Source organism: Streptomyces sp. NPDC093221, from assembly GCF_044753885.1.
Classification (GTDB): domain Bacteria; phylum Actinomycetota; class Actinomycetes; order Streptomycetales; family Streptomycetaceae; genus Actinacidiphila.
The window spans coordinates 157,889-183,495 of record NZ_JBIVOA010000005.1 but is presented as its reverse complement, the minus strand read 5'-3'; the positions used below and the strand labels follow the sequence as shown (position 1 = coordinate 183,495).

Here is a 25,607-nt window from a genome sequence, read left to right as displayed (position 1 = left end):
CTCCAACGGGCCGAGGTCCGGGGCGTCGCGCAGGTCGTCCTCCTGCGCGCAGTTGAGGCGAGGGTTCACGGCCCCGACGGGGCGGGGTTCCCGTCCTCCGAGGCCGGGCGGCGGGGGGTGAGGTGGTTGGGGAGCCAGTCGAGGCGGGTGGCCTCTTGGTGAGGACCACCGCCCTCGTGGCCGTTGAAGTCGTAGATCTCGATCTGCTTGTCGGCGTGCGCGTAGGCGTTGAAGGCGGCGAAGACGGTGGACGGCGGGCACGTCTGGTCTTCGAGCGCGGTGGAGAAGAGGGCGGGGGCGTTGGCGCGGGCCGCGAAGTGGACGCCGTCGAAGTAGGACAGCGTCCGGGTGACCCGGTCGACGCTCGCGCGATGGGTGTTGAGGTAGCGGCCCACCTCGCGGTACGGGTCGCGGTCGGTGAGCCGGATCGCGCGCGGGAAGTCGCACAGGAAGGGGACGTCGGGGGCGACGGCCGCCAGGTCCGGTACGAGGCCCGCGACGGCCAGCGTGATCCCGCCGCCCTGGCTGGTGCCGAGCGCGACCGTACGCGCGGCGTCGGTCAACGGGTGCGCGCGGCCCGCCTCGACGGCGCGCACCGCGTCGGTGAACACCCGGCGGTAGTAGAAGGATCGCGGGTCCTCGATGCCACGGGTCATGAAACCGGGGACGGCGGGCCCGCTGCCCGCCTCGTCGGGGGTGTCACCGACGGACCAACCGCTGCCCTGGCCACGGGTGTCCATCACCAGGTGCGCGAAACCGGCCGAGGCCCACAGCAGATGGGTGTGCGGCAGGCCGCGCCCACCGCCGTAGCCGACGAACTCGACCAGCAGCGGCAGGGGTTCGGCCGCGTGGGCGGGCGCCACGAACCAGCCCTTGACCGGCTGGCCGCCGAAGCCCGCGAAGGTGACGTCGTACACGTCGACCGTCGAGAGCCCGGTCCGTACCGGCTCGAACCGCGCCTCGAGCGGGTGCGCGCGGGCCTCCTCCAGGGTCTGCGACCAGAAGGCGTCGAAGTCGGCGGGCTCCGCGGACCGGCTGCGGTACGCGCGGAGTTCGTCGAGGGGCAGGTCGAACAGGGCCATCGGGTCCGCCTTCGTCAGTCAGGGCTTCGCTGTGAACGTCGTTCGGGGCGTGGCTACTTGTAGACCTTGCCGGGCTGCGGTGTGCCCGGCGCGAGGAGTTGGGAGACGGTGACGAAGGTGTAGCCGCGGGCCTGGAGCGTGGAGACGATCGGCGCGATCGAGGCGACCGTGCCGTTGTAGCCCTTGTTCGTCGGGTCGACCAGATCGTGCAGCAGGATGATGCCGTCCGGCTTGGTCTGCTGGAGGATGCGCTTGGCGATCAGCGCGGAGTCGGTGGTCCGGTAGTCCTGGCCGTTGGCGCTCCACACCACCTCCGCCATGCCCAGGTCCCGCGCGATGGCCGTCACCTTGCTGCTCGTACGGCCCTGCGGCGGGCGCAGCAGCATCGGCCGGACGCCGGTCACCTTCTGCACCGCGTCCCGCCCCTCGGTGATCTCCTTGCGGATCTCGGACGAGCTGATCTTGGTGAGGATCTGGTGGGACCAGGTCAGCGTCTCCACCTCGTCGCCCTGCGCCACCATGTCCCGCACCATCTGCGGGTGCTTCATCACGTGGTTCTTGCCGAGCGTGAAGAAGGTCGCGTGCACGTGGTACTTCCGCAGAATGCTCATGATCTGCGGCGCCCGCACGCTCGGCCCCGCGTCGAAGGTCAGCGCCACGCACTTCGCCTTCCGGCAGTCCACGGGCCCGTCCGCACCCTGCGCGAAGGCGGCCGTCGTGCCGTCCGCCGCCACATGCTTGCGCGCGGCCGACGGCGACGTGCTCTGGTACCCGTTGCACCCGGCCAGCCCGAGCCCCAGCGCCGCCGTGACCACGACCGCGGCCCCGAGTCGCACCCGCCGCCTGGCCTCGGCCCCGATTCCGGCCCTGCGTGCCCCGGTCGTGCTGCGCATGCGCGAGTTCCCCCTCGTCGTGACGGACGCCCGCTCGCGCGGACCGTCCAGCACTCTATCCACGCCGTATCCGCCCACCTCACGGCCCCCCGGCCAGGACAGCGCGGGCGGCCGGGGCGGCGGAGCAGGCCGGAGCAGGCCGCGGTGGCCGGGAATAATCGGGCGCGGCCGTCCCGGGGATCGGGTTAGCGTCCGGCGCGTGAGCAATGACGACGGACACGACGACGGACATGACGACGGGTACTTCGGCGAAGACGTGGCCGGGCGGTACGACGCGGACACGAGTGAGGAGTTCGATCCGGGCGTGGTGCGGCGGACGGTGGACTTCCTCGCGGACCAGGCCGGCGGCGGGCGGGCGCTGGAACTGGCCATCGGGACCGGCCGGATCGCGGTGCCGCTCGCCGAGCGCGGTGTGCCGGTGGCGGGCATCGACATGTCGCGCGCGATGGTGGCCCGGCTGCGGGCCAAGCCCGGCGGACGGGACATCCCCGTCACGATCGGGGACATCGCGACGACGACGGCGGAAGGGTACGCGGCGGGGACCGCGGACGGGAACGCGCGCACGGACGGGACCGCGGGCGGAAACGCGAGCACGGACGGGACCGCGGACGGGAACGGGAACGGTGACGGCGGCGGATACGCGCTGGCCTACCTGGTGTTCAACACCGTCATGAACCTCGCCACGCAGGAGTCACAGGTCGCCTGCTTCCGCAACGCGGCGGCGCACCTGCGCCCCGGTGGCCGGTTCGTCGTGGAGGTCATGGTCCCCGAGCTGCGGAAGATCCCGCACGGACAGAACGTCGTGCCGTTCCACACCGGCCCCGACGGCTGCTCGTACACCGTCTACGACACGGTCACGCAGGACGCGACCTGCCACTACGTGACGGTCACCGAGGACGGCAGGGGACAGGTCACCTCGACGCCGTTCCGCTACGTCTGGCCCGCCGAGCTGGACCTGATGGCCCAACTGGCGGGCATGCGGCTGCGGGAGCGGTGGGCGGGCTGGTCGCGCGAGCCGTTCACGCAGGACAGCACCCGGCACGTCTCGGTATGGGAGAAGGAAGCGGTCTGACCCGCCGGGACGGTGGCCTTACGCCGGGATCGGGACGGCCGTGCCCGTGACCTGGATGTACGGGGTCGCGGGCGGCGGGACGGTGACCGTGAGGGTGGCCGGGCGGCCGAGGTCGTGGCCCTGGTGGAGGGTGAGGGTGGCCGGCGGGGCGACCAGGCCGAGGTCGCGCAGGTACGCGCCCAGGGCCAGCGCGGCGGCGCCGGTCGCCGGGTCCTCGACCACACCGCCGACCGGGAACGGGTCGCGGACGTGGAAGACCGACGGGCTCTCGCGCCACAGGAGTTGGACGGTGGTCAGGTCCACGGCGGTCATCAGCGCGGCGAGCCGGTCGAAGTCGTAGGCGAGGTCGGCCAGCCGCTCGCGGGTGGCCGCGGCCAGCACCAGATGCCGGGCGCCCGCGTACGCGACCCGGGGCGGGAAGGCCGGGTCGAGGTCGGCGGCGGGCCAGTCGAGGGCGGCCAGCGCCTCGGCGAGGGCGTCGGGCGCGATGTCCTCGACGTACGGCTCGACGCTGGTCATCGTCGCCAGCGGCGTACCGTCCGGGCCGGTCGAGACGGTGACCGGGACGTCGCCCGCCCGGGTGCGGAACAGCAGGTCGCCCGCGCCGAGTCGGTCCGCCACCGCCACGGCGGTGGCGAGGGTGGCGTGGCCGCAGAAGGAGACCTCCGCCTTCGGGCTGAAGTACCGCACGGTCAGCGTGCGGCCGTCCGTCGCCGTGACGAAGGCGGTCTCGGAGTAGCCGACGTCGGCGGCGACGGCCAGCATGCCGGGGGCGTCGAGCGCCGAGGCGTCGAGGACGACCCCGGCGGGGTTGCCGCCTTCGGGGTCGTCGGAGAAGGCCGTGTAGCGCAGGATGTCGGGCCCCGAGGGTGTCGTCATGACCGCTCCAACCCGGCGCCGTCCCGCGCGTATTCCCGTGGCTGTCGCCGCCGGGCGCGGCGCGCCCTCAGCCGCGTCCGATGAACGGCATCGTCGTCGCCGTCACCGTCGCGAACTGCACGTTGGCCTCCAGCGGCAGCTCGGCCATGTGCCGCACCGTACGGGCCACGTCGGCGACGTCCATCACCGGCTCGACGGCCGTGGTGCCGTTCGCCTGGAGAATCCCGGTCCGCATCCGGGCCGTCATCTCGGTCGCCGCGTTGCCGATGTCGATCTGGCCGCAGGCGATGCGGTACGGGCGGCCGTCCAGCGACAGCGACTTCGTCAGGCCGGTCATGGCGTGCTTGGTCGCGGTGTACGCGATGCTGTGCGGGCGCGGGACGTGGGCCGAGACGGAGCCGTTGTTGATGATCCGGCCGCCGGACGGGTCCTGGTCCTTCATCCGCCGGAACGCCGCCTGCGCGCACAGGAACGCGCCGTGCAGATTCACGTCCACGACGGCGCGCCACTCGTCGTACGACAGGTCCTCGACCGGGACCGGCGGGCCGAACATCCCGGCGTTGTTGAACAGCAGGTCCAGGCGGCCGGGGGCGGTGTCCCGCGCGAACAGCCGCTCCACGTCCTCCGGACGGGTGACGTCGGTCGGTACGGTCAGTGTCCGTCCGGGGCCGGCCGCCGCCAGCTCCGCCGTCTCGGCCAGCGTCTTTTCGCGGCGGCCCGCCAGCAGTACCGTCCAGCCCGCCGCCGCCAGTTCCACCGCGACGGACCGGCCGATGCCCGAACCCGCACCCGTGACGACCGCGACTCGCTCGTTCTCGCTCATGGCACCGCAGGTTATGCGCTGGGCGGTGCGAGGATGAATTCGCCCGCCCGCCCACCCGCCCGCCCCTTTTCCGTGGAGGCCCCCGGATGCCCTACGCCGAACCGCTCTCGTCCGACCAGGCGGCCGCGCGGCTCGCCGGGCTTCCCGGCTGGGAGGTGCTGCCCGGTGGTGACGGGGCCGCCTCGCTCCGGCGGGTCTACCGGTTGGCGCACCTTCCCGCCGCGATCTTCGCGCTGCACATCGCGGGGATCCAAGCCGAGCTCGACCATCACTCGGAACTCACCCTCGGCTACGACACCTTGACGGTGGCCCTCACCACCCACGCCGCCGGCGGGCGCCTCACCGCCAAGGACTTCGACCTCGCCGCCCGCATCGAGGCCATCGCCCCGGCCCACTCCGCCGCCTGAGCCGCGGCGCTCCCGCGGATCACCACCCGCCCCGGCGGGACAGTCCGGTGGTCTCCGGACCACCCGCCGGTGACGGGTTGCTCGCGCGGTTCCTCCCCCGGCCTTCGGCCGGGAGGTGCCCCCGGCGCCCGTGACGGGGCACGTCCCGGACAGGCCCTAGTCGATGCCGGGGTAGGTGACGCCGGTGTGTTCGCGGATGGTGTCGAGGGTTCGCATGATGGAGAGGGAGCCGGCGAGGGGGACGAGGGGGGACTCGAGTTCGTCGGCGCGGAGGCAGCGCATGACTTCGGCGGCCTCGTAGGCCATGGTGCCGCGGGTGAGGCCGTCGGCGACGACGTCGGAGAAGAGGACGGTGCGGGGCTCCTCGCCCTGGCGGTGGACGACGAAGCGCTCAGGGTTGAAGAAGCCCTCGGGAAGCTCGATGCGGCCGGCGCTGCCGGTGACGACGGCGCGGGCGCCGGTGTCGGCGGTGATGGAGCAGGTCAAAGTGGCGACGGCGCCGTCGTTCCAGCCCAGGACGATGCCGGTGTTGTCGTCCACGCGCTCGGGCGTGAGGTGGGACCACGCCCGGACCTCGTCGGGCTCGCCGAGCAGGAGCTGGGCGAAGGAGACCGGGTAGACGCCGAGGTCGAGCAGGGCGCCGCCGCCCTGGTCGGGGTCGCGCAGCCGGTGGGTGGCGGGGAAGTCCCCGGAGAATCCGAAGGCGGCCGAGACGTCCCGCACCTCACCGATCAGCCCCTCGGCGATGAGCGCGAGCATGTGCCGGATCAGCGGGTTGCAGTACATCCACATGGCTTCCATGAGGAACAGGCCGCGGTCGCGGGCGAGGTCCACCAGCTCGTGCGCCTCACGGGCGTTGATGGTGAACGCCTTCTCGCACAGCACGGCCCGCCCGGCCTCCAGACAGATCCCGGTCGCCTCGCGGTGCGCGGAGTGCGGCGTGGCGACGTACACCACGTCGACCCCGTCGTCCGCGGCCAGCTCCGCCCAGGAGCCGTACGCGCGCGCGATCCCGTACCGCTCGGCGAACGCCTTCGCGCCCTCGAGGGTGCGCGAGCCCACGGCGACGACCTCCGCGTCCGGCAGCGTCAGCAACGCCTCGGTGAAGGTCGCGGCGATCCCGCCGGTCGCCAGGATGCCCCAGCGGATGGTCCGTACGCCGTCGTCGCTCATCGGTCGGTCTCCCACTCGTCGGTCAGGGTCAAAACGTGGTCTCGGTCGTGCGCGATCACTGGAAGGATAGAGAACGGTTCAACTACCACCTACGGAGAGTGCCGTGCAGGACGCCGGGCCGCCCATACCCGCGCACACCGCTGACATCACCGATGTCACCACCACCCACACCACCACCCCTACCCCGACCATCGGCACGCAGCGCCGTACCGGCCTGCTCGTCACGCTCGTTCTCGGCGGCCTCACCGCGGTGCCGCCGTTGTCGATGGACATGTATCTGCCCGCGCTGCCCCAGGTCACCGACGCCCTGCACAGCACCGCGGCGACGGCGCAGCTCACCCTCACCGCCTGCCTCGCGGGCATGGCGCTCGGCCAGCTCGTGGTCGGGCCGCTCAGCGACCGCTGGGGACGCCGCCGTCCCCTGCTGACCGGCATGGTCATCTACATCCTCGCCACCGCCGTCTGCGCCTTCGCGCCCTCGGCGGGCCTGCTGATCACCTTCCGGCTGATCCAGGGCCTGGCGGGCGCGGCGGGCATCGTCATCGCCCGCGCGGTCGTCCGCGACCTCTACGACGGCGTGGAGATGGCCCGCTTCTTCTCCACCCTGATGCTGATCTCCGGCGTCGCCCCGATCGTCGCCCCGGTGATCGGCGGCCAGATCCTGCGGATCACCGACTGGCGCGGCGTCTTCGCCGTCCTCACCGTGATCGGCGTCCTGCTCACCCTGGTGGTGTGGCGCTGGCTGCACGAGACGCTGCCGCCCGAGCGCCGGCACTCCGGCGGGCTGCTGGGCACCTTCGGCGCGGTCAAGCGGCTGCTCGGCGACCGGATCTTCACCGGGTACGTGCTCTCGGGCAGCTTCGCCTTCGCGGCGCTGTTCACCTACGTGTCCGCGTCCGCCTTCGTCATCCAGGACATCTACGGCGCCTCGCCGCAGACCTTCAGCCTGCTGTTCGGGCTGAACTCCATCGGCATCGTCGGCGTGGGCCAGCTCAACGGCAAGGTGCTGGTCGGCCGGGTCGCGATGGAGAAGATCCTCACGATCGGGCTCGCGCTGATCACCGCCGCCTCGGTGGCCCTGGTGCTGCTGACCACCGGCGTCTTCGGCCGGGCGGGACTGCCCGCCGTCTCCGCCGCGCTCTTCGTGCTGATGGCGTCGATGGGCCTGACCCTGCCCACCGCGAACACACTGGCGCTGCTGCGCGTCAAGCGGGACGTGGGCTCGGCGTCCGCGCTGGTGGGCACCTCGTCCTTCCTGATCGGCGCCCTCGCGTCGCCGCTGGCCGGAGTGGCCGGTGACGGCACCGCGGTGCCGATGGCCCTCGTGCAGTTGACCTGCGCACTCGTGGCCGTCGCCTGTTTCGTCGGGCTGTGCGTGCGCGGGCGTCGTACCGTGGAGGGACCCTAGGCGGCACGCGGGCCATCAGGCGGCTCGCGGCGCGGACCATCAGGAGGCCCGCGGGCCATCAGGAGGATGCGATGTCCGATACCGCGGACGAGAGCCCCGGAAACAGCGTGGGCGCGCGTACCGACCGGCTCGCCGAGCCGGGCGACGACGAGCGCACATGGGCGTTCAAGAGCGCCGACAGCTCCCTGCGCACGGGCGCGGAGGGGGCGGCCGACGGCTCGGTGAGCCCGGAGGACCTGGTACTGCTCTCCGGCCGTGAGCCCACGCCGGAACGGATCGAGAAGGCCCGCAGAGCACTGGAGGAACATGGCGCCGCCGCTGTCGAGAGGTACCTGCCCTGAGGCGGGTCTCGACGCCGCAGAGCTGAGCCGTATCGTCCCCGCGCTGGCCGCGTACACGCGCCCGGCGCCCGCGCACCCCTGGTGCGCGGGCGCCGTCGTGCTGGCCGGCCGGGGCAGGACCGTCGCGTTGCACGAGGCGGTCGGCTGGGCGGTGCGCTACGGCGCGTACGACGAGAGCGCGGACGTCGGCGTGGAGCTGCCGCCGGGGCAGTGGGTGCCGATGCGCGAGGACACCGTCTTCGACCTGGCCTCGCTCACCAAGCTCTTCACGGCCACCGTCGCGGCCACCCACCTCGACCAGGACCGGGAGGTCGCCGCGTACGTGCCGGAGTTCGGCGCGGCGGGCAAGGGCGCGATCACCGTGCGGCAGCTCCTCGACCACACCTCGGGCCTGCGCCCCGAACTGCCCTTCTACGACCGGCCGACGGCGCAGGGCCGGGCGCGGATGCTGTGGGACGAGGAGCCGGTGCACCCGCCGGGCACCCTGCGGGTCTACTCCGACCTGAACCTCATCGCGGTCCAGTACGCGCTGGAGGCCGCCACGGGCCGCCCGCTCGCGGTGCTGATCAGCGAGGAGGTCACCGGCCCCCTCGGCATGCTCGACACCGGCTTCAACCCGCCGTCCGCCGCGCTGTCGCGGATCGCCGCCACCGAGGACCAGCGGCGGCCGTGGGGCAGGCTCGACCGCGGCATGGTGCGCGGGAGCGTGCACGACGAGAACGCGTACGCGATGGGCGGGGTCAGCGGGCACGCCGGGCTGTTCTCGACGGCCTGGGACCTGGCGCTGTTCTGCCGGGCGCTGCTCGACCGGGGCGGGCCCTGGGGCGGCTTCGAGACCGACCAGGCGTGGTTCATGGGCGAGTTGGCCGGGCGCGGCGCGTACGGGCACACCGGTTTCACCGGCACGAGCCTCGTGGTCGACCCGGAGAGCGACAGCTTTCTCGTGCTGCTCGCCAACTCCGTCCACCCGACCAGGACCTGGCGCGACGGCAGCGCGCCACGCGCCGCCGCCGCGACCGGACTGGCCAGGGCGATCCTCAAGGCCGAAACCGCGGGGCCCGGGTAGCGGGCCTGTTCAACGCGGGTCGCCCGTGCGGCCGTTGAACATGAGACGCCCGTGCGGCCGTTCAGCGGAAGATGCCGGTGTGGCCGAGCGAGTAGCGGCCCGGCTGCGGGTAGACGGCCAGGCCGTGCGGACCCGAGCCGACCGGGATCTTCGCCAGGGTGCGCCCGTCGGCGGTGTCGATCGCGTACACCTCGCCGTCGTACCGCCCGGACAGCCACAGCACCTTGCCGTCCGCGGACACCCCGCCCATGTCGGGGCTGCCGCCGCCCTCGATGTGCCACTTGCGGACCAGCTTGCCGGTGGCGAAGTCGAGCAGCGAGATCGAGCCCTCGCCGCGGTTGGAGATGTACATCACCTTCGAGTCGCGCGAGACGTACAGGCCGTGCGCGCCCTTGCCGGTGCGCAGCAGCGTCGGCTTGGAGAAGGTGTCGCCGTTCATCACCCACACGCCGTCGGCCATCATGTCGGCGATGTACCAGGTCTTGCCGTCCGGCGAGATCTTCACGTCCTGCGGCATCGCGCCCTCGAACGGCAGCCGCTGCTGGCCGACGACCTTCATCTCCGCCGTGTCGACCTTCAGCAGCTCGCCGGAGAACTCGCAGGACACGATGAAGTACCGGCCGTCGGGCGAGAAGTCCGCGTGGTTCACGCCGTAACAGCTCACCGGCACGGTCTTCTTGACCGCCATCGTGTGCGCGTCACGGAAGACCAGCTCGCGGTCGAGCGACGCCATCACCACCGCGTACTTGCCGTCCGGCGTGAAGTACAGGTTGTACGGGTCGTGCACGTCGACCGTCGGACCCGCCTTGCCGGTGGCCGGGTCGAGCGGGGTGAGGGTGTTGCCGACGTCGTTGTTCACCCACAGCGTCTTCAGGTCCCACGACGGCACCACGTGCTGCGGCTGCTCGCCGACCGGGATCGTCTCGATGACCTTGTACGTCTTCGGGTCGATGACCGAGACCGTGTTGGAGTCGGTGTTCGGCACGTAGACCCGCGAAGGGAAGTTCCGCACCACGGGGGACAGCGCGTTCGGCCGGTCGGCGGCGTAGACGTCCTTCGGGTCGAGCGGCGGCGGCATGCCCGGCAGGCCCTGCCCGGCGGCCGGGACGCGCGGCGCGGACTGCGGTGTCGCCCCGGCGGCGGGTTTGGCGGCCTTGGCGGAGGCGGTCGCGTGCGGGTGCCCGCCGGTGGCCGTCGTACCGCAGCCCGCGGTGAGCACACCGCCCGCGAGTACGGCGACGGTGGCGGCGCCCGCCACGAGGAGCGTGCGGGCGGAGACCGCGGGCGGCCGGGAGTGGCCGGGGGCCGGGTGCGGGGAACGGAACGGGATGCGGCGCATCAGGTCAGCAGCTCCGAGGTCGTGACCGCGCGGAGGCCCCGGCGGTGCAGGTCGTCGAGGATCCCGGGCAGCGCGGCGACCGTGCCGGAGTGCCCGAAGTGCAGGGAGACCACCGAGCCCGCGCGGGCCCGGGCGGCCACCGCGGCGCGCACCCGGTCGGCCCCCGGGTCGGTGTAGTCGAGCGGGTCGACGTCGTACGACAGCACGTGGTAACCCGCCTCGCGGGCGAGTCTCACCACCAGCGGGGTCGCCATCCGCGCCTGGGACGGGCGGAACCAGCGGCCCCGCGAGCCCGTGAGCTCGGTCAGCCGCCGGGCGCAGCCCTCGATCTCCGCGGTGGCCGCGGCGGCGTCCATCGCGCCGATGTCGCCGTGCGTCTGGGTGTGGTTGCCCAGTTCGTGACCGCCGTCCAGAATCCGGCGGGCGAGCCGCGGATACGTGTCGAGCCAGGCGCCGACCGCCAGCACGGTCACCCGCGCCCCGGCCTTCTCCGCCTCGGCCAGCAGCGCCGTGGCCAGCGCCGGTTCGCCCTGGCCGTGGAAGGTGAGGGCGAGCCGCTCGCGGTCGCGCGGGCCGTGCTCGATCTGGTCGGGCAGGCCGGGCGGCAGCGGCGGCGCGGACGTGGCGGGCTCCCCCGCGGGCGCGTGCGGCGGGGACGAGGGCGCGCCGGTGGGGGCGGGGGACGTGGGCGAGGACGACGTGCCGGGCGCGGGGGCGGGTGCGGCGCCGGACGGACGGCCGTCGGAGCACCCGGCCAGCAGCGCCCCGGACGCGGTCACTTGCAGCAGATTTCGGCGGGAGATGGACATCGGGCATCACCTTATGACGTAACGCCACTTTCGGCCCATGTCGCCGGGCCCGCGTCGCGCGGAGTCGCACGGATGAGTCAGTCCGCTGGGCCGCCTGCCATCATGGGCCGACGAAGGCACCGCGCCGCGGTGACCGGGGGGTGGACCGCGGGTGACCGCGAAGAGGTGCGTGGGGGGCTGCGTGGCCGGGGCAACGGCGGGGACGGGTGCCGGGACGGACGACGGCACGGATGCCCGTGCGGGCGACGGCGCCGACACGGGCGCCGGTAGCGGCGTCGGCATGGACGCGGGCGGCGCCGCGAGTGCCGGGACGTCTCCGGGGACGAACGGCGGTGCGGGCGAAGGTCCGGCCCCCGGGACGGACGGCGGCGCGGGCGAAGGTCCGACCCCCGCGACGAACGGCGGCGCGGGCCCGGTGGTGGCGCGCGGCACGCGTACCGCGCCCGTCCGCGACGCCGGATTCCTGACCGCCGTCCGGCGGCTGCGCGCCGCGCAGAAGACCGCCAAGGGCGTGTCGCTCTACTCCCGTTACGTGAACCGGCCGGTCGGCCGGGTGCTCGCCGCGGGGGCGTACCGGATCGGACTGACGCCCAATCAGGTGACCCTGGTCAGCGCCGTGTTCAGCGGCGCGGCCGTCGCCGCGCTCGCGCTCGGCCGCCCCTCGTGGCCGCTGGCCCTCGCCGTGTGGGCGGGCCTGGTGGTCGGCTTCGCCTTCGACTCCGCCGACGGACAGCTCGCCCGGCTGCTCGGCGCGGGCAGCCCGGCGGGGGAGTGGCTCGACCACGTCGTCGACTGCGCGAAGATCACCGCCGTGCACGCGGCCGTGCTGATCACCTTCTACCGGCACTTCGACCTGCCGGGCGACGGCTGGCTGCTGCTGCCGCTGGGCTTCCAGCTCGCCGCCGTCCTGATCTTCTTCGGCGGCCTGCTCACCGACAAGCTCAAGCCGAAGGAGCCGAAGAGCCAGGGGGCGGCCCCCGCGCCGTCACCCGCGCCCTCACGGCTGCGCGCGGTCGCCCTGCTGCCCGTCGACTACGGCGTCTTCTGCCTGGTCTTCCTGCTGCTCGGCAGCCAGAGCGCCTTCAGGACCGGATACCTGGTCCTCTTCGCCGTGCACGCGCTCTTCCTCGCGGCCTTCCTCACCAAGTGGTTCAGAGAGCTTCGGAGGGTCTGACCGAGGGCTGCGCCGGCTCGGTCAGCACGTCGAGCGCCTTGCGGAGCTGGGTGCTCGACGTGTGCACGGTGTACGGGAAGTAGACGATCTCCACGCCCACCGTCGCGAAGTCCCGCTCCAGACGGCGCCCCTTGTCCGTACCGCGCCAGTCGTCGCCCTTGAACAGCACGTCGAAGCGGACCTGCTGCCAGGTCTCCAGCTTGTCCGGCACCGTCTCGACGAAGGCCGCGTCCACGAAGCGCACACTGCGGACGATCTCCAGCCGCTCCACCAGCGGCACCACAGGACTGCGGCCCTTGGCGAGCTGCGCCATCTCGTCCGAGACGACGCCCGCGACCAGGTAGTCGCACTGGCTGCGGGCGTGCCGCAGGATGTTGAGATGCCCCACGTGGAAGAGGTCGTAGACCCCAGGCGCGTAACCGACCCGATGTGACATAAAACGACCCCCCGGTCGTACGGTGAGCTGTGCGACGCTCCCCAGCGTCGCGGAGTCTCAGACGATAGCCGTGCCGTGTTGCGGTCAAGCGGCGATTAGCGAAAGTACAACCGATGGTAAGCGGGCGTGTGCTCTCCTGGTGAACAGCTAGGGTGGGCACTTGTTCGTCATTGGCGGTCTCTGGGGGGTCTGGGGACGCCGGGGGAAGGGAACACTCCGTGGCTGAGTCCGGCGCGCGCCGCCGTCTGCTGCTGGTCTCCACGAATTACGCGCCTGAGCACGCCGGGATCGGTCCGTACGCGACCCAGATCGCCGAGCACTGGGCGGCGAACGGCGACGAGGTGCACGTCCTGGCCGGTATGCCGCACTACCCGGCCTGGCGGCTCGACCCGGAGTACGCCCGGGTGTGGCGCACCGAGGAGCGGCGCGCCGGGGTCAGCGTGCACCGCCGCAAGCACCTCGTGCCGCCGCGCCAGAGCGCCGTCACCCGCGCCCTGTTCGAGGCCACCGTGCTCGGCCACGGCCTGCTCGCGCCGCCCGCGATGAACCGCCCCGACGCGGTGATCGCCCAGATGCCCAGCCTCGGCGGCGGCCTGGTCGGCGCCCGGATCGCCCGGCGGCACGGCGTCCCGTACATCCCCGTCGTGCAGGACCTGATGGGCGCGGCGGCGGCGCAGAGCGGCATACGCGGCGGCGGCAGGGCGGCCTCCGCGGCCGGCGCGGTCGAGGCGTACGCGCTCAAGCGCGCCACGCTGGTCGGCGTCATCCACGAGAGCTTCGTCGCCAAGGTCGCCGCGATGGGCGTGCCCGAGGAGCGAATACGGCTGGTGCCCAACTGGTCGCACGTCAAGCGCCCGAGCAGGCCGCGCGAGGAGATGCGCGCCAGGCTGGGCTGGCGTCCGGGCCAGACGGTGCTGCTGCACTCCGGGAACATGGGCCTCAAACAGGGCCTCGAAGTGCTCGTCGAGGCCGCGCGCCTCGACCCGGCGCTGCGCGTGGTGCTGATGGGCGACGGCAACCAGCGCGAGCACCTGCGCTCGCTGGCCGGCGGCCTGCCCAACCTGGAATTCGCGCCCCCCGCCGATGACGACGACTTCCCCGACATGCTGGCCGCCGCCGACACGCTCGCGGTCACCCAGCGCGCCTCCGTGCTCGACATGAGCATCCCCTCCAAGCTCACCTCCTACTTCGCCGCCGGGCGGCCGGTCGTCGCCTCCGTCGCGGCCGAGGGCGGCACCGCCCAGGAAGTGGAACGCTCGGAGGCGGGAATCGTCGTACCGCCGGAGGATCCGCGTGCACTGCTGGACGTAGTACGCGCTCTGGCCGATGATCCTGGTAGGGCCGACGCGCTGGGGGCGCGCGGGCCCGAGTACGTGGACGCGCATCTCAGCCGCGAGGCGGGTCTCGCGCGGATCGACGCACTGCTCGCGGAGGCGCTGGGGGCGCCCCGCGAGACGCCTCCTGAGGACGGGGAGGCCCGGGAGCCCGGGACGGCCGGGGGAACCGGGGAGATCGAGGGGGCAGTGGGCAAGTGAGCGACACGACGCGCGCCACCGAGGCGCAGGACGAACCGGATCTGCTCCGCGACCAGTTCCGCCAGCTCATCCGCTACCGGGCGCTGATCGTGGCCGGTGTGCTGGTCGGCCTCCTCGGCGGCGCCTGGCTCGCGCTGACCGGCGCCGACTCCTACGCGGCCACCAGCGAGGTACGGATCAGGGCCGCCACCGTCGACCCGTTCGCCACCGGCGCCTCCGCCGACAAGGGCATCGACATCGGCTCCGAGCGGCAGACCGCGGTCAGCAGCACCGTCTCCGACGCGGCGGCGAAGATCGTCAAGGCGCCGGCCGACGCCATGGAGCACTGCCTCCAGGTCACCAACCCGCCCAACACCCTCGTCCTGCGCTTCACGTGCAGCACCGGGAACGCGGCCAAGTCCGCGCTGTGGGTCAACGCCTTCACCAAGGCGTATCTGGAGAACCGGCAGGCGCAGACCAAGTCCACCATCAACACGATGGTCAACGGCTACAAGGCCCAGCTCGACCCGCTGAACAAGCAGCGCGACGGCCTGCTCAAGCAGATCGACAACACCGTCAACGCCCAGGTGATCAGCGCCCTGACCACCCAGCAGACCAACCTGCTCTCGCGCATCCTCGAACTCAACGGCAACATCAGCGGCCTGCGCGCCCTGGACACCACGCCCGGCTCGATCATCAGGCCCGGTGTGGCGCCCAAGGCCCCCGCGGGTCCCGGACTGCCGATGATGCTCGGCCTCGGCGGCGGCGTCGGTATCGCGCTCGGCCTGCTGGGCGCCTGGGTCAGGCTGGTCTTCGACCCGACCGTCCGCTCCGAGGGCGAGGTTACGCGCACGCTCGGCGCCCCGGTGCTCGGCACGCTGCCGCGCGGCCGCCGCCGACGCGGCAGCGGCCCCGCGTCGCTGCTCGCCGAGGGGCAGAGCGGCGGACGGCTCGCCGAGGAGTACCGCGCGGTCGGCTTCCGGCTCGCCCACGACAAGCGCTTCGCCGACCGGCGGCGGCTGCTGGTCGTCGCGCCGCGCGGCAGCAGCGACACCGCGGCGGGCGTCGCGGTCAACCTGTCCGCGTCCTTCGCCGAGATGGGCATGGAGGTGCTGCTGGTCGAGGCCGATCTGCGCACCCCGTCGCTGTCGGCCCGGCTGCGCACCGCCGACGGCGGCGCGCGCCCCGGCTGGGCCCGCTCGCCGGGCCTCGGCGAGGGCGGCTGGCCCGCCGGGCTGCAAGTCTCCATCGACGCGGGCGAGTCCGGCTCCTTCGACCTCGTGCCCGGCCGCCGGGTGCGCAATGTGGCCCGCGCGCTCACCTCGGCCCCGGCCACCAGGCTCTTCTCCGAGGCCGACACCCCCGGCGCCGCCGTGGTCGTACTGGCCCCCGCGGTCCTCGCCTACGCCGACGCGCTGGCGCTCGCCGACCGGGTCGACGGCGTGGTCGTGGTCTGCGACCCGCGCGAGGTGCACCGCGCCGACCTCGTCCGCGTCCGCGAGCTCGTCAACGCGGCGGGCGGCGCCGTGCTCGGCGTCGTCCTGCACTCGGCCGCGGAGACCGGCGGCGGGCGCCGCTTCCGCCTCGGCCGCCGCAGGGCCGCCACCGGCCGCACCGGGAGCGGCGGTTCCGGCGGTGGCGGCGGGATACCGCAGCAGCCCCGGCACCACGACGGGGAGCCGTCCGCCCAGTCCCACAGCCCGGCCGCTCCGGAACGACACCCGGTCCCTTGACGGGCCCCGACCCGCGGCGCCCCGTCACCCACCCGGTCACGACGGCGGCCGTGGGCCCCGGGGCCGAGTTCGCGTACGGCGGCCCGCCCGATCCCCCGGGCGCCTCAGCGCCGTCCGGCCCGACCGACGCGTCGGCGGACGGCGAGGACGAGTCCGGCGACCCGGCCGGGTCCGGCACGTCCAAGGGCGGGCCCGGCACCAAGGCCGCCATCATCAGCTCGGTGGCCGACCAGGGCGTCGCCGCCTTCACCAACATCATCGTGCTCGTCGTGGCCGCCCGGCTGTCCAGCGCCGCCGGATTCTCCGTGTTCTCCATGGTCTACATGGTGTTCACGGTGCTGCTGGGCGTCGGCGTCTCCTACGTGGGACAGGCGCTGGTGCTGGAGCGCGGCGCCGCGCAGGTGCGGGCGGCCTGCCGCAGCGCGGCCACCTTCACCGCCGTGGCGTCCACCGTGATCGGCTTCTCGATGGCCGCGGGGCTCGCCTTCGTGCCCGGCGGCACCGCGCGCGGCCTCGCGGTCCTCGGCCTGGTGCTGCCGATCGTGCTCACCCAGGACGGCATGCGGTACTGCTTCTCCGCCCTGCGGCTGCCGCACTACGCGCTCGCCGCCGACACCGTACGACTGGCCGTCGCCGTACCGGCGCTGGCCATGCAGCCGCACGGCGCGGGCGCGGTCCGGCTCGTCGCCGTCTGGGGCGTGTCCGCCGTGCCCGCGCTGCTCGTGGGCGCCGCCCTGCTGTGGCCGAAGGTCAAGGGCGCGCCCGTGGACCTGCGCAAATTCGTCCGCCGCGGGCACCTCGGGCAGCGCTTCGTCATCGAGTTCGGCGTCGGCAACGCCACCAGTCAGCTCGCGGTCGTCGGCCTCGGCCTGTTCGCCGCGCCGCTGGCCGTCGGCGCCCTGCGCGGCGCCACCACGCTCTTCGGCCCGATGAACGTGCTCTTCAACTCCGCGACCGCCTTCGGGCCGCCGCTGCTCAACCGGGTCCGCGGCTCCGACGACAAGGTGCGCGCGACCGCCGTCCTCGCCACCGTCCTCGCCTGGATCGCGGTGTCCTGGACGGTCGTGCTGATGCTGCTGCCCGCCCATGTGGGCCGCCAACTGCTCGGTGACACCTGGGCGTCGTCGTCCGCGCTGCTGGCCGCCTCCGGCAGCCAGTACGCGTGCATCGCGCTGGGCACCAGCGCCCTGCTGACGCTGCGCGTGCTGCGGCCCCGCGCCACGCTGCCGATCCAGGTGGTCTTCTCGCTCGCGTCCGTGGTCTTCATGCTCGCCGGCTACCAGTGGGACGGCGTGATGGGCGCCGCCTGGGGCCTGGCCCTGGGCTCCGCGCTCAAGGCGGTGGCGCTGTGGCTGCGGATCGTCGCCGTCAAGCGCGCGCCCGCCGCCGCCACCGACCCTCAGGCGCCGGACGCCTCCGCCGAGGGCGTCACCGCAGGATCTTCCGCCGGTCCGCGCTGAAGGTCGTCACCAGCAGCAGGCACACCGCCGCGATGCCGATCCGGCCCGACGCCTGGAGCAGCGGGCCGCGCAGCAGGATGAAGGAGTAGCCGCACACCAGCGGGATCACCACGGCCATCACCGTGCCGGGGCGGCCGTCCTCCAGCGTGCGCTGGGCGTATCTGCGGTCGCCGCGGGCGCAGAAGTAGCCCAGCAGCAGGAAGCCGCCGGTCATGCCGACCGGGCCGAAGTCCAGCCACAGCTCCGCCCACAGCGGCGACGACAGGTTGGTGTTGGTCATGCCCATCCACTGGCCGACCTGCACACCGGAGTCCAGCGGCTTGCCGTGCCAGATCGAACGCGGCACGAAGAAGAAGACGTCCGCCGCGAGCTGCCGCCCGTGGGAGTGGCCCTCGCCGGACTGCACGAAGGTGATGGTGTTCGCGAACATCCCGATCTGGTCGTAGTCCTTGAGCGTCAGCGGCTCCAGCGCCGACGTCGTCTCCACCGGGTGGTAGCCGCCCGAGTCGTACCGGAAGCGGTCGAGGAACGGGAAGAGCAGCAGCGCCGCCACCACGCCCGTCACCAGGGCCGTGCGGTACATCACCGGGCTCTTGGGGAAGGCCGTGAACAGCAGCGAGAACACGACGGTCAGGAACCAGTACCGCGGGTTGGAGATCGGGTTGTTCACGATCACGTTGATCAGCACCAGGCCGGTGAGCGCGGCGATGGCCAGCGGCCTGCGGCGGGCGATCCGGGACGTGATCATCCAGCGGATCAGGAAGAGCATGGCCAGCAGCGCCGGTACGGTGCCGAAGCCGCGGATGAAGGCCGAGCCGACATGGCTGTCGCCGCCGCTGCCCGCGAGACCGCTGGCCTGCACCGACTCGCTGATGCCCTGACGGCTGGAGAAGAACACGGTCGGGCCGCCGAGCTTCATGATGCACAGCGCGCTGCCGAGGTACGCGACCACGATCAGCAGCCACAGGCGGCGCCGCGACACGGACGCCTGCGGGCGGGCCTTGCGGATACGGGCCGCCGGGCGGTGCCGGGCCAGCAGCGCGCCGACGTCGAAGGCCACGCAGCCGATCAGGACGAGCGTGATCGCCGTCGTCGTGTCGGAGCGCGGGCCCACCACCGGCGTCGGGACCTGCCCGATGACCGCCTGCGCCAGCGGGGCCACGCCCATCGCCACGTACACGAACAGCCAGAACGCGCCCTGGATCAGCCGCCGTCGCCGGGTCAGCACCATCGCCGCCAACCGGCCGCCGCCGTACACCGTCAGCGTCAACTGGAGCCAGTACGCGGTGTCCCGCACGCCCGTGCCGGGCTGGGCCGCCACGTACGCGGGCAGGAACCCCACCAACGCGATGACCAGCGGCACCGCCAGCGCCCGCGACAGCGCCGCACGCGGCACCGACGTCGTGGCCCGCGCCTCGTCCGGGCCGGGCCGCTCCAGCGGCCCGCCCGCACCGGCCTGGTCCTGTGCCACGTCCAGGGCCATGGCCCACCCCCTTCATGCTCCCCGCGCCGAGTCTATGGCCTCCGGCCGGGAGGATCAGGGCGTCCGGGGCCGGAAGTGCCCCGATGAGGGTTCGGTGTCGATATTGTGAACCCGAGGCGCGGGGGCGCCGAAAATCAGGGGTGGGGAGTCATATGAAGGTGCTGCATGTCGTCACGCTGCATACGCCGACGAACGACTTCGGCGGCCCGACACGGGTGGCGCTGAATCTGTCCAAGGGCCTGCGGGCCCAGGGTGTCGACGCCCGGATCGCGACGCTGGGCGACGGCTTCACGGGCCCGCTGCCGACGGAGCTGGAGGGCGTGCCGTCGTTCGTGCACCAGGCGCGCCACGTGCTGCCGTTCGAGGTGAGCGGCATCACGTCGCCGGGGCTGCTGGCGAAGGCGCGCCGGATGGTGAAGTCGGCGGACGTGGTCCATGTGCACCTGATGCGGGACCTGATCACGCTGCCGTTCGCGCTGGTCGCGCTGGAGGCCGGGGTGCCGCTGGTGATCCAGACGCACGGCATGATCGACCCGACGGAGAAGCTGTTCGCGAAGGCCGTCGACGTCCTGGGCATGAAGCGGGTGCTGCGCAAGGCGGACGCGATCTTGCACCTGACGCGGATGGAGCGCGACGGTGTGCAGGCGGTGGTGCCCGACACTCCGCTGACCACCTTCCACCGGCTGGTCAACGGCGTGACGTTGCAGGACCGCAGGCCCGCGCGGGCCGACCGCCCGCCGACCGTGCTCTATCTGGCGCGGGTGCAGAAGCGCAAGCGCCCCGAGGACTTCGTGTCGGCGATGCCCGTGGTGCTGGCGAAGTACCCGGACGCGCGCTTCGTGCTGGCGGGCCCCGACACCGGCGATCTGACCGGCCCCATGCGGGAGCTGGCGGCGAAGCTGGGCGTGGCGGACTCGCTGGAGTGCGTCGGCGCGCTCGGCCACGAGCAGGTGCTGGAGCAGCTCAGGAAGTCCGATGTGTACGTGCTGCCGTCGGTGGTCGAGCCGTTCGCCGTCTCGATCCTGGAGGCGATGTCGGTCGGCCTGCCCGTGGTGGTGACCCGGACCGGCGGCCTGTCGCCCGACGTCGAGGCGGCGGGCGCGGGGCGGATCACCGACAGCGACCCCGACGCGGACAACGGCCCGCTGGTCGGCCAGGCGATCCTGGAACTGCTCGACCCGGCCGCCAACGAGGAGGCGTCGGACGCCGCCTGGCGGCTCATCCGCGACCGCTTCTCCATCGGCGCCGTCGTCGACACGCTCATGGAGGTGTACGGGGGCGTCACCCGCGCCGGGTGACGCCCCCGCGTGCGCTTCCGGACCCCGGGTCCCGGAGCGCGGTCCGCGGGCCGGCCCCGGGAGGACCGGGGCCGGCCTCGGGCGGCGCGATCAGCGACCGCGGGTCACGGCCGACCGCGGGTCACGGCCGACCGCGGTTCACGGCCGACCGCGGTTCACGGCCGACCGCGGTTCAGGGCTTGCGCCCCTCCCGCGTCTTGAGGCCGATCTGCCAGCGGTAGAAGCTCATGGCGAGCGCGTAGTCGAAGCCCGCCCGGCCGTCGAGGAAGCCGCGCTTGTAGACGTAGGCGTAGGTGAAGGACACCAGCGGCTTGAACGGCGCCTTGTGGAAGAGCTGGCCCTGGCGGGTCTTGACCTGCCGGATCTCCTCCTTCACCCGGGGGTTCAGCTCCAGCCACGCCTCCCAGTCGGAGTAGCGGTTGTGCCGCTCGAACCAGGTGCGCACCGGGTCGAGATCCTCGTGCTCGATCGGTGAGCGCAGCCGGGCGGCCGACGGCGCGACCGGCTGGTAGTGGCCCTCCTGCTCGCCCATGCCGGGCGCTTCGAGGTCGCCGACCTCGGGGAAGTGGCAGCGGGTGCGGTCCAGCAGCGCGCGCTTGACGATGGTGTAGCCGTGCCGCAGCCGCCGTCCCGCGAACCAGTAGCCCAGCGGGATGTCGAAGGCGGCCACCGACGGCGGCCCGGCCGCGAAGGCGGCCTTCAGCTCGGCCAGCAGCTCGGGGCTCGGCGTCTCGTCGCCGTCGAGGAAGAGCAGCCAGGGGATCTCGGTGCGCACATGGTCCAGACACCACTGCTTCTTTTTGGGGTACTTGCCGTCCCACGCGTACTCGACGATCTCCGCGCCGAGGCCCTCGGCGATCTTGCAGGTGTCGTCGGTGCTGGCCGAGTCGACCACCACCACGGCCTCGACGTGGTCGATGACCGACGACACCGTACGGGCGATGTTCTCCGCCTCGTTCTTGGTCGGTATCGCCACCACGATCGGGAGCTTGCTCATGCGGTCCCTCCGTTCATCTCGGTCTCGTCCTGCGGCTCACGGCGCATCGCTCACCCCGTGCCCGCGAGCCACACGTAGCAGCCGCTGGAGGTGACGCCGCGCGCGGCGGCGGGGACGGTCATCCGGGCGCCGCTGCCGGCCGACAGGGTGCCGTTCGAGCTGGTCACCCGCCAGGTGCAGTGCGTCGACGGGTGCGGCGCGCGGTAGGTGCCGGGCGCGACCGACGTGCCGGGGACGGCCTTCGCCGCCACCGTGAACGTCCCGTCGGCGAAGCCCCGCGCGGCGGCGTCGATCACCGACCGCTGGTCGGGGCAGAGGCTGCGGACGGCCGCCGCCGCGCCGGACCCGCTGATGTCGCCGGTGACGATCGCCCCGGCCGCCGCGTCCTTGTCGATCTTCGCGGTACGGGTCAGCCGGTCGCAGATCTCCTGGCCGCCCTCGAGGACGGCCACCGGGTCGGTGCCCTTGGGCACCCGCCCCGACAGATACGACTTCTGGGGCTTGCTGAAGGTCCCGCCGCCGGGCGGGGTGAGCTGCGCGTCCGGCACCTTCGGGGCGTCGGCCGCGGAACCCGGCGCCTCGGTGCTGTCGTCCGAACCGGCACCGGCGTCGGGGCTCGTGGTCGCGGACGGTCCCGAAGTGCCGCCCGTGGCCGTCGCGGAGACGCCGGGCGACGCCTTAGCGTCGTTCCTCGCCGTGTCGTGGCCGCCTCCGCCACCCCCGCCGCCGCAGGCGCCGAGCAGCACCGCCGCCGCCGTCACGAGGACGGCGGCGGCAGTGGCGGAGCGGTGTTTCCGGGTCACCCGGCGGTCCCGAGCGCGTACTGGTTCGCGATCTGGGCCGGGCTGAGGACCGTCGGGAAGACGGCCGCCTCGTCGATCGAGCCCGCGAAGAACTGGCTCTTCGGCTGGGAAGGCCAGCCGTTCAGGTTGTCGCCGCCGACCCGCCAGAAACCGTCGTAGTTCTGGCTGGTGGTGACGGTGGCGTCACTGCCCTTGAGGACGCCGTCCACGTACAGCCGCATCCCGTTCGCCCCCTGCGTGGCGACGACCTGGTGCCAGTTGCCGTCGTTGTAGCCGCCGGTGGGCGTGGAGACGATGCGGGTGCTGCCGGTGTAGGCGCCGAAGATGAGCTGACCGCTGTCGGTCATGTAGACGTGCTTGTCGTAGTTGCCGCTGGTCTCGGTCGCCAGGTTCCCGAAGCCGATCAGCTTGCCGCCGGAGGTCGTGGTGGTCTTGAACCACGTCTCGACGCTGTACGCGGACGGTGTGGGGTGCGAGCGGTCGCTGTACGTCCACTGGGTGGAGCCGTTGAAGGTGTACGCCTTCGAGCCGGGCACCGCGCCCGGCGAGACGGCGTGCACCGGGCCGCCGACGCTGATCCCGCTGTCGTCGGCCGCGGAGGCGTCCGCGTTGTACGAACCGGCGGCGGCGTCGTAGCGCCAGTACAGATTCGCGCCGTCGGCGAGGACCTGCGTGGCGTACGGCTCGGCCGTGGCCGGAACGGTGGCCGCCGCGTTCGGCGACTGGGCGCTGGTGTTGACGCCGTCACTGGCCGACACCCGGTAGGTGTACTTCACGCCGGGCGTGACATTGGTGTCGGTGAACGTGATCTGCGGGCGGATCCAGGGCTTGGAGTCGCCGCTGACCGTGTAGACGGGGGTGGCCGCGCCGTTGCGGTACACGTTGTAGATCAGCGTGCCGTCGTCGTTGTCGGTGCTCGACTGCCAGGTCACCTTCACCGCACTGGGGTCGATGCTGCTCACCGCGGTCTGCGGCAGCGTCGGGGCGCCGGTGTCGGGGCCGTCGGCGAAGCGGGTCAGGCCCTGCTGCGCGCCGCCGTTGACGGTGGTGAACTCGCCGCCGACCCACATGTAGTCGTGGCCGCCGGACGACGAGATCGCCATCACGCGCGGGCCGATCTTCTCGCCGATCCCGTCGTTGGTGTCGGGGTACCACGACAGCAGGTGCGGGTCGGTGACCGACTCGGCGACCAGGTGCTTGCGCGTCGAGTTGGGGAATTCGCCCATGCTGGAGCAGTCGTGGGCGTGCGAGCCGCTGTAGAGCACGGTGCCGTGGACCACCAGGCTCTGCGTGGCGCCCAGGCAGGTGTCCCGCCAGATCTGGTTGAAGTCGGTGAGGCTGAGCGCCACCCGGCCGTCGAACACGCCGCCGCCGGTGCCCTCGTTGGCGGTGTAGAAGGCGTTGCTCGCCGGGTCCACGATGATCGACTTCGTCACCGAGGTCGCGTCGAGGAACCCGGGCGGGTACGCCTTGGTCAGCGCGCCGGTCGTGGTGTCGACCACGGCGAGCGAGTGCGAGTAGGTGCCGCCGACGTAGTTGAAGTCACCGCCGATGATGGCGTTCTGGCCGTCCGGGGTGATCGCCAGCGCCCGGCCCGGCAGGTCGGCGTTGGGCGACCACGGCAGCAGGGCGCCCGCGGTGTTCACCGCGGCGAACTTGCCACGGGACTGGCCGCCGACCGACGTGAAGTCGCCGCCGAAGTACACGGCGTCCGAGGTCGCGGCGATGGTGCGCACCGTGCCCGAGGCCGCCGGGTGGAAGGTCGTGCTGACCGCGCAGGTGGCCAGGTTGATCGCGGCCAGGCTGCTCACCCCGACACCGTTGACCGCGCCGAAGAAGCCGCCCGCGTAGAGCGTCTGGCCGTCGGGCGAGACGGCCAGCGCGCGCACGGTGGCGTTGTTGGAGCCCACCGTGAAGTTGAGCTGGCAGCCGGTGGGCGCGCCGGTCGCGGCGTCGAAGGCCGCGAAGTTCGCGACGGACGTCTCGTTGGTCCCGGCCGCGGACCCGGCGGGCCGGATCGCGGAGAAGGTGCCCCCTGTGTAGACCACGCCGTTCGCCTGGGCCATGGCCCACACGATCCCGTTGGTCTGGTACGTGCTGAGATTGTCGGCGGTGATGCCGACCGGTGGTTGGAGCGCGGTCGCCGATGGCGACGACATCACTCCCAGCGTCGCGGCTGCCAGCAATATGGCAGCCGAGAACACCGGCAATTTACGCATGAGTTGCCCCCCAGGCCCCTGATGTGTTGCAACGGCCGATACGGCCGTCGTGATGCACGGCAGAGTAGGGGGTTCCGCTTAGCCCGGTCTGCCTTTTTGACGAATAAAGTGACATCACATCATCTGTCGATGCGAATCGTGGCCCCCGACAACTGGTCCGCCACCTGTCGGATGTCCGCGTCGACCATGATCCGGGCCAGCTCCGCCACCCTGACCTGCGCCTTCCAGTCCAGCAGGTCCCGTGCCTTGCTCGCGTCGCCGATGAGCGCGTCGACCTCGCTGGGCCGCTCGTATTTCGGGTCGTACCGGACATGCTCGGCCCAGTCCAGACCCGCGTGCTCGAAGGCCACCTCAAGGAACTGCCGCACGGTCGCGGCCTCGCCGGTCGCCACCACGTAGTCCTCCGGCTCGTCGCGCTGGAGCATCCGCCACATCGCGTCCACGTACTCCGGCGCGTAGCCCCAGTCGCGCACCGCGTCCAGATTGCCCAGGTAGAGCCGGTCCTGGAGGCCGGCCTGGATACGCGCGATGGCGCGGGTGATCTTGCGGGTGACGAAGGTCTCACCGCGGCGCGGGGACTCGTGGTTGAACAGGATGCCGTTGACGGCGTACATCCCGTACGCCTCGCGATAGTTCACCGTCGCCCAGTAGGCGAAGACCTTCGCGCAGCCGTACGGGCTGCGCGGGTGGAACGGGGTGCGCTCGTTCTGCGGCGGCGGGGCGGCGCCGAACATCTCCGAGGACGACGCCTGGTAGATCCGCGCCTCGATGCCGCTCGCCCGCAGCGCCTCCAGCAGCCGCAGCGCGGACAGGCCGGTGACGTCCCCGGTGTACAGCGGCGCGTCGAAGGAGACCCGCACATGGGACTGCGCGCCCAGGTTGTAGATCTCGTCCGGCCGCAGGTCACGCAGCAGGCTCACCAGCGCGATGCCGTCGGTGAGATCCGCGTGATGCAGCACGAAGGAGCGGTTCTTCTCCTGGGGGTCCTGGTAGATGTGGTCGATCCGTTCGGTGTTGAACGTCGACGAGCGGCGCACGAGGCCGTGCACGGTGTAGCCCTTGGACAGCAGCAGCTCCGCGAGATACGAGCCGTCCTGGCCGGTGACGCCGGTGATGAGCGCGGTCTTGCCCATGTGAGTCCCCCCAACTGGTCGGGTTGTGCTGTATTTCGTACGTAAAGATGGGTTGGCACCCGATC

Annotated in this window: 23 protein-coding genes; 10 read left to right on the top strand and 13 right to left on the bottom strand. The window is 72.6% G+C overall.

Annotated elements, in window-relative coordinates; all coding sequences use genetic code 11:
• Nucleotides 1–65: 65 nt before the first annotated feature.
• Both ACIQCJ_RS21230 and ACIQCJ_RS21225 read right to left on the bottom strand, forming a co-directional pair.
• Nucleotides 66–1,082, bottom strand: a complete 1,017-nt coding sequence (locus ACIQCJ_RS21230; RefSeq protein ID WP_402712205.1) for an acetylxylan esterase — start codon at nucleotides 1,080–1,082, stop codon at nucleotides 66–68.
• A 53-nt stretch (nucleotides 1,083–1,135) separates the two neighbouring features.
• Entirely contained in the window at nucleotides 1,136–1,975 is an 840-nt protein-coding gene (locus ACIQCJ_RS21225; protein ID WP_402712204.1) for a polysaccharide deacetylase family protein, read from the bottom strand.
• Nucleotides 1,976–2,174: 199 nt separating this feature from the next.
• Between ACIQCJ_RS21225 and ACIQCJ_RS21220 the strand changes: the two genes are divergently transcribed.
• Nucleotides 2,175–3,047: an SAM-dependent methyltransferase gene (locus ACIQCJ_RS21220; RefSeq protein ID WP_402712203.1), complete on the top strand. Its 873-nt coding sequence runs from the start codon at nucleotides 2,175–2,177 to the stop codon at nucleotides 3,045–3,047.
• Nucleotides 3,048–3,065: 18 nt separating this feature from the next.
• Here ACIQCJ_RS21220 and ACIQCJ_RS21215 read toward each other — a convergent pair whose 3' ends face one another.
• Nucleotides 3,066–3,926: a PhzF family phenazine biosynthesis isomerase gene (locus tag ACIQCJ_RS21215; RefSeq protein ID WP_355334593.1), complete on the bottom strand. Its 861-nt coding sequence runs from the start codon at nucleotides 3,924–3,926 to the stop codon at nucleotides 3,066–3,068.
• A gap of 67 nt (nucleotides 3,927–3,993) precedes the next feature.
• Nucleotides 3,994–4,749: an SDR family oxidoreductase gene (locus tag ACIQCJ_RS21210; RefSeq protein ID WP_402712202.1), complete on the bottom strand. Its 756-nt coding sequence runs from the start codon at nucleotides 4,747–4,749 to the stop codon at nucleotides 3,994–3,996.
• Nucleotides 4,750–4,835: 86 nt separating this feature from the next.
• Between ACIQCJ_RS21210 and ACIQCJ_RS21205 the strand changes: the two genes are divergently transcribed.
• Entirely contained in the window at nucleotides 4,836–5,156 is a 321-nt protein-coding gene (locus tag ACIQCJ_RS21205; RefSeq protein WP_402712201.1) for a 4a-hydroxytetrahydrobiopterin dehydratase, read from the top strand.
• A gap of 156 nt (nucleotides 5,157–5,312) precedes the next feature.
• Here ACIQCJ_RS21205 and ACIQCJ_RS21200 read toward each other — a convergent pair whose 3' ends face one another.
• On the bottom strand, nucleotides 5,313–6,329 hold the full coding sequence (locus ACIQCJ_RS21200) for a Gfo/Idh/MocA family oxidoreductase (protein WP_355334584.1): 1,017 nt from the start codon (nucleotides 6,327–6,329) through the stop codon (nucleotides 5,313–5,315).
• A 103-nt stretch (nucleotides 6,330–6,432) separates the two neighbouring features.
• Here ACIQCJ_RS21200 and ACIQCJ_RS21195 point away from each other — a divergent pair, with 103 nt between their 5' ends.
• From ACIQCJ_RS21195 to ACIQCJ_RS21185, 3 genes are all read left to right on the top strand, one after another.
• Nucleotides 6,433–7,737, top strand: a complete 1,305-nt coding sequence (locus ACIQCJ_RS21195; protein WP_401714899.1) for a multidrug effflux MFS transporter — start codon at nucleotides 6,433–6,435, stop codon at nucleotides 7,735–7,737.
• Nucleotides 7,738–7,808: 71 nt separating this feature from the next.
• Nucleotides 7,809–8,078: a hypothetical protein gene (locus ACIQCJ_RS21190; RefSeq protein WP_402712200.1), complete on the top strand. Its 270-nt coding sequence runs from the start codon at nucleotides 7,809–7,811 to the stop codon at nucleotides 8,076–8,078.
• Nucleotides 8,044–9,144, top strand: a complete 1,101-nt coding sequence (locus ACIQCJ_RS21185) for a serine hydrolase domain-containing protein (protein WP_401853089.1) — start codon at nucleotides 8,044–8,046, stop codon at nucleotides 9,142–9,144. Before ACIQCJ_RS21190 ends, ACIQCJ_RS21185 begins: the two co-directional genes overlap by 35 nt.
• A 61-nt stretch (nucleotides 9,145–9,205) precedes the next feature.
• Here the strand turns inward: ACIQCJ_RS21185 and ACIQCJ_RS21180 are convergent, their stop codons facing one another.
• Both ACIQCJ_RS21180 and ACIQCJ_RS21175 read right to left on the bottom strand, forming a co-directional pair.
• On the bottom strand, nucleotides 9,206–10,483 hold the full coding sequence (locus tag ACIQCJ_RS21180; RefSeq protein WP_402712199.1) for a hypothetical protein: 1,278 nt from the start codon (nucleotides 10,481–10,483) through the stop codon (nucleotides 9,206–9,208).
• A complete protein-coding gene (locus ACIQCJ_RS21175) occupies nucleotides 10,483–11,292 on the bottom strand; it encodes a polysaccharide deacetylase family protein (protein WP_402712198.1) in 810 nt (269 codons plus the stop codon). Before ACIQCJ_RS21175 ends, ACIQCJ_RS21180 begins: the two co-directional genes overlap by 1 nt.
• 481 nt (nucleotides 11,293–11,773) lie before the next feature.
• Between ACIQCJ_RS21175 and ACIQCJ_RS21170 the strand changes: the two genes are divergently transcribed.
• Complete coding sequence (locus tag ACIQCJ_RS21170; protein WP_401715822.1) at nucleotides 11,774–12,466, top strand: CDP-alcohol phosphatidyltransferase family protein; 693 nt, start codon at nucleotides 11,774–11,776, stop codon at nucleotides 12,464–12,466.
• Here the strand turns inward: ACIQCJ_RS21170 and ACIQCJ_RS21165 are convergent.
• Nucleotides 12,444–12,902, bottom strand: a complete 459-nt coding sequence (locus ACIQCJ_RS21165; protein WP_355334575.1) for an adenylyltransferase/cytidyltransferase family protein — start codon at nucleotides 12,900–12,902, stop codon at nucleotides 12,444–12,446. The genes ACIQCJ_RS21170 and ACIQCJ_RS21165 overlap by 23 nt on opposite strands.
• 218 nt (nucleotides 12,903–13,120) lie before the next feature.
• On the opposite strand from ACIQCJ_RS21165, the gene ACIQCJ_RS21160 reads away from it, so the two are divergent.
• The 3 genes from ACIQCJ_RS21160 to ACIQCJ_RS21150 all read left to right on the top strand — a co-directional run bounded on the left by ACIQCJ_RS21160 (nucleotide 13,121) and on the right by ACIQCJ_RS21150 (nucleotide 17,609).
• A complete protein-coding gene (locus tag ACIQCJ_RS21160; RefSeq protein WP_402712197.1) occupies nucleotides 13,121–14,437 on the top strand; it encodes a glycosyltransferase in 1,317 nt (438 codons plus the stop codon).
• The gene (locus tag ACIQCJ_RS21155) at nucleotides 14,434–16,149 is read left to right on the top strand and encodes a lipopolysaccharide biosynthesis protein (protein ID WP_402712196.1); all 1,716 of its coding nucleotides are present in this window, start codon (nucleotides 14,434–14,436) and stop codon (nucleotides 16,147–16,149) included. The genes ACIQCJ_RS21160 and ACIQCJ_RS21155 overlap by 4 nt, the downstream gene beginning before the upstream one ends.
• A 209-nt stretch (nucleotides 16,150–16,358) precedes the next feature.
• Nucleotides 16,359–17,609, top strand: a complete 1,251-nt coding sequence (locus tag ACIQCJ_RS21150; protein WP_355334747.1) for a hypothetical protein — start codon at nucleotides 16,359–16,361, stop codon at nucleotides 17,607–17,609.
• On the opposite strand, the gene ACIQCJ_RS21145 is transcribed toward ACIQCJ_RS21150, so the two are convergent.
• Nucleotides 17,578–19,092, bottom strand: coding sequence for an O-antigen polymerase (locus tag ACIQCJ_RS21145; protein WP_401304082.1), 1,515 nt, complete (start codon nucleotides 19,090–19,092; stop codon nucleotides 17,578–17,580). The genes ACIQCJ_RS21150 and ACIQCJ_RS21145 overlap by 32 nt on opposite strands.
• A gap of 152 nt (nucleotides 19,093–19,244) precedes the next feature.
• Here ACIQCJ_RS21145 and ACIQCJ_RS21140 point away from each other — a divergent pair, with 152 nt between their 5' ends.
• Nucleotides 19,245–20,390, top strand: a complete 1,146-nt coding sequence (locus ACIQCJ_RS21140; protein WP_391043673.1) for a glycosyltransferase — start codon at nucleotides 19,245–19,247, stop codon at nucleotides 20,388–20,390.
• A gap of 172 nt (nucleotides 20,391–20,562) precedes the next feature.
• Here ACIQCJ_RS21140 and ACIQCJ_RS21135 read toward each other — a convergent pair whose 3' ends face one another.
• The 4 genes from ACIQCJ_RS21135 to gmd form a co-directional block, all read right to left on the bottom strand.
• Nucleotides 20,563–21,387 carry a glycosyltransferase family 2 protein gene (locus ACIQCJ_RS21135; RefSeq protein WP_355334560.1) on the bottom strand — a complete coding sequence of 275 codons (825 nt, stop codon included), beginning with the start codon at nucleotides 21,385–21,387 and terminating at the stop codon, nucleotides 20,563–20,565.
• Nucleotides 21,388–21,437: 50 nt separating this feature from the next.
• Nucleotides 21,438–22,190 (bottom strand): hypothetical protein, encoded by a 753-nt coding sequence (locus ACIQCJ_RS21130; RefSeq protein WP_402712195.1) that lies wholly within the window; start codon nucleotides 22,188–22,190, stop codon nucleotides 21,438–21,440.
• Nucleotides 22,187–24,409 carry a LamG-like jellyroll fold domain-containing protein gene (locus ACIQCJ_RS21125; protein WP_391043679.1) on the bottom strand — a complete coding sequence of 741 codons (2,223 nt, stop codon included), beginning with the start codon at nucleotides 24,407–24,409 and terminating at the stop codon, nucleotides 22,187–22,189. Before ACIQCJ_RS21125 ends, ACIQCJ_RS21130 begins: the two co-directional genes overlap by 4 nt.
• A 119-nt stretch (nucleotides 24,410–24,528) precedes the next feature.
• Nucleotides 24,529–25,542: a GDP-mannose 4,6-dehydratase gene (gene gmd / locus ACIQCJ_RS21120; RefSeq protein WP_188285703.1), complete on the bottom strand. Its 1,014-nt coding sequence runs from the start codon at nucleotides 25,540–25,542 to the stop codon at nucleotides 24,529–24,531.
• Nucleotides 25,543–25,607 lie beyond the last annotated feature (65 nt).